The sequence below is a fragment of the Aquidulcibacter sp. genome (genome assembly GCF_020253525.1).
Classification (GTDB): Bacteria; Pseudomonadota; Alphaproteobacteria; order Caulobacterales; family Aquidulcibacteraceae; genus Aquidulcibacter.
This window is the reverse complement of sequence record NZ_JADCBK010000153.1, coordinates 1-3,479: the sequence shown is the minus strand read 5'-3', so window position 1 is coordinate 3,479 and position 3,479 is coordinate 1. Positions and strand designations below refer to the sequence as shown.

Annotated in this window: 2 protein-coding genes; one reads left to right on the top strand and one right to left on the bottom strand. The window is 57.6% G+C overall.

The features are described from left to right. Positions 1 to 335: 335 nt before the first annotated feature. On the bottom strand, positions 336 to 1,385 hold the full coding sequence (locus IOB61_RS15530) for a hypothetical protein (protein ID WP_290818684.1): 1,050 nt from the start codon (positions 1,383 to 1,385) through the stop codon (positions 336 to 338). 242 nt (positions 1,386 to 1,627) lie between these two features. On the opposite strand from IOB61_RS15530, the gene IOB61_RS15525 reads away from it, so the two are divergent. After that, a complete protein-coding gene (locus IOB61_RS15525) occupies positions 1,628 to 3,286 on the top strand; it encodes an alpha-amylase family glycosyl hydrolase (protein WP_290818682.1) in 1,659 nt (552 codons plus the stop codon). Positions 3,287 to 3,479: the final 193 nt, after the last annotated feature.

Here is a 3,479-nt window from a genome sequence, read left to right as displayed (position 1 = left end):
GGCGGCCATAGAGGTCTTCTGCCTGCCATTTTGCGACAAATTGCGGCTCCTTTTGCGGCAGGCCTGCGCGCATGGGGAAAGGGGTATCGGGCAAGAAGATGGTGGGGCGATAGTCGCGTGGTTCTGAGGTCATCGGTTTGGTCTTTATCTAAGCGCGCTGCGTGGTCTCACGCCACGCGTGTCATGACTTGATTTTGTGGCGATGTCTTCCCGGCACGCGGAATCGAAGTCAGCGGCGTGCCGGGCTGATAATTCGAAACAGGGACAAAAGGGCGTGGGCGATGCTCATGGCGGGCCTCATAGCCCAGTTAAGCGCCCTTGTTAAGCTAAGCCTGTCATACGACTGGCAGTTGCGTGCTATTGGCCAGAATGACGGTGACCTTCGCGCGGCCCTTAAACTTCCCATCTTTCAAAAAGCGCGCCCAAGGCCCGGTGTGGCCCTCTTGGGGCGTATAGCGCCCTGCCACCACTAAACAGCCCTCCGAGGAGAAACGGTCATAGGGCTCAAGCAAAGGGGTCTCCGCACAATGAATATTATCGTCCGTGGTCGTGGAAACGCTTGCCCCTTGCATCCCAGTCGGGGTTGTCGCGCGCAATACTTTCAGCGCCCCAGCACCCCCGCCAGCCCCATTCTGGCGTAGCGCGCCGATGATGGAGAAGGGGAAGCCATATTTCTTATAATTGGAGTGCGAGCCCGGCACATAGTCAAAAACCCCGGGCAGCAGCATATTGGCGGCCTGCACGCCAAGTGCGGACGACACAATCGCCGTTCGGTTCGGCACGGTCGAGGCCGCATAGGTCGACAATTGCTTGGTCTCTGGGTCCCAGATACCAATGGTACAACAGAAGTTCAAATGGTCCGGCGGCACCACAGTCAAGCGATGGCCAGAGGCAAATGGATTGATCTGTCGGTCCGAAGCGGCACCGCGTATGGCAAAAACCACAGGGCCCGGCGCCAATTCTCGATCCCCTACCACTTCGCGCAGAACCGCATCTGTTACATCGACGCCTGTACCAGCCCGTGCGGCAAAGCCTGGCTCGCTCAAAGGCCGGACGGCAAGCCACTTATCCGGCGTCACCACTTCGGCCAATTGCGGCTTGCGCCAGACAAGGCCTGTCCCGCGGGCAATTGCGTCTTCCGGGCTCTCCCGCACGGTCGGATCCTTAATCAGGCCTTCGCGGATCGAGGATTTAGGGGGGCCAGCTTTCACGCCTTCCGCCTTGGGTGGGGGAGGGGCGGATGTAGGCGGCGGCGCAGCAGGCATAGGTTCTGGTTTTGGCATCTCCTCTAGGGCCGCTGTACGGCGGGAAAACCACGTCCAAATGCCAAAGCCAGTGGCCAAGCCAAGACCTGTACCGCCCAAAATCATCCAGCGCCGGTTCATCGTGACAATCCCCTCGGGGTCATTCCAAGCCTCTTGCGTCCTGCGATCTATTTGCCTGCCTTGCCTGCTCAATCCATCTGAATTCAAAGCTAAGTTTGTATCAAACGGGTCAGCAGATTTCCTCTAAACTCTGCTCTAGGCCTATTTGTGGCAAGGGTCGAGCCGCATCTCACACCCTTGCATTTCCGCGACACTCCGGCACTATGTAGTAAAACAACAAGAGACTGAGGGGAGGTCGCCTCATGACGACGAATCGCTGGAAACTGCGGCTGCAGGCGGGGGCCTGTGCGGTGGGTGCCCTGCTTGTCAGCACATGGGCTTTGGCACAAGCCCCCCATCCCTCGCAACAAAAGGAACGCCCGAAAGTGTCTGAACCCATCTCGTTCGCCAATCCCCATGATTTGGCGCTCGCGCCCAAGCTCGCCGCACGTGAAGCCGATTGGCGGATTGGTCCCGTGGTCTATCAGGTGATTGTGGATCGGTTTGCGCCCTCGCGGAATCTAGAAGCCAAGCGCGCGCTTTATGCGGCCCCTCGAACCCTGCACCCGTGGTCAAACCTACCCAAACGCGGAAAACTCTTGCCCGAACAGGGGCTTTGGACCCACGAGCTTGATTTCTGGGGTGGCGATCTCGACAGTCTGGCCAGCAAACTCGACTATATCAAAGGTCTCGATGTCGATGTCCTCTATTTGGGGCCGATCCACGACGCTTTCACCAATCACAAATATGACGCCAATGATTATTTCAAAGTCTCGCCCGAATATGGCACGCGGGAGGATGTGAAGAAATTGGCCGCTAGCCTACATGACAAGGGCATGCGGCTCGTGCTCGATGGCGTTTTGAACCATATGGGCCGTAATTCGCCCCACTTCCAAGACGCATTGAAAAACCCCAAAAGCCCTTATCGCGATTGGTATTTCATCGGCCCAGAATATAAGATGGGCTATCGCGGCTGGTGGGATATTGCCAATCTGCCCGACGTGAAATGGGAAACCCCTGCGGTCCAAGCCCGCCTGTTTGGCGATCCAGATTCGGTCATCCAAGGCTGGCTGCGCGATGGCGTAGATGGCTGGCGGCTTGATGTGGCCTATGACATTGGCTTTAAATTCTTGGGCGATGCCACCAAGGCGGCGCACCGCGCAAAACCCGGATCGCTCATGCTGGGCGAGATTTATAATTATCCTGAACAATGGCTGGGGCCGATGGACGGGATGTTGAACATCACTGCGGGCGAAGTGATTTATGAACTGGTCGATGGCAAGGTTTCAGGCCGCCAAGCTGCCTCTATCCTCGAACGCATGGTCGAAGACAGCGATTATGAAGGTTTGTTGCGTTCGTGGATCGTGCTCGACAATCATGATCGGCCGCGCTTGGCCAATCGCTTGCCCGATCTAGCCAATCGGCGGATGGCGCAAGTGCTTCAATTCACCCTACCAGGCTCGCCCAACCTCTATTATGGCGTCGAGGTGGGTCTTGAGGGGGCCGATGACCCGATGAACCGCGCGCCGATGGATTGGTCGAAAGCCAATGACAGCCATCCAGAATTTGTCTGGCTGCGGCAACTGACCCGATTGCGCAAAGAAAGGCGTGCCCTCCGCATTGGCGAGTTCCGCCGTCTCGACACCGAAACCATTCTGGCGTTTACCCGCTATACCGACAAAGTGGGTGAATTGGCGGTGGTGCTGGTCAATCCAACCGATGCGCCGGTCTCGGAATTCATCTCGGTGCGCGATTCAAAGCTGATGAATAATGAGGCTCTGAAGGACGTCTTCTCTGGCTATCAGACCCGTATGCGCGCTGGCCTCATCCGCGTCGAAGTCCCCGCCAACACGGCCATGGTCCTGCGCCCCGTGCTGCAAGACCCCACCAAGGAATATACAGCGTATAAAAGGGTCCAGTAAGGGGCAGATTGTCTCGCGCTTCGGCGGGGAGGACGGGGTGGGAGAGGAGCGCGGAACAAGTGTTGCGCGATCCATTCCGGGGTTTTTTATCTAGACGCGTTTTGGTGACCCTTCCGGCCCACCAAACCGCAAACGAAATTGTTCTTGCGACATCTGGGTAGTCAAGTGCGCAGCTTTGCTGCGTCGCGACGCG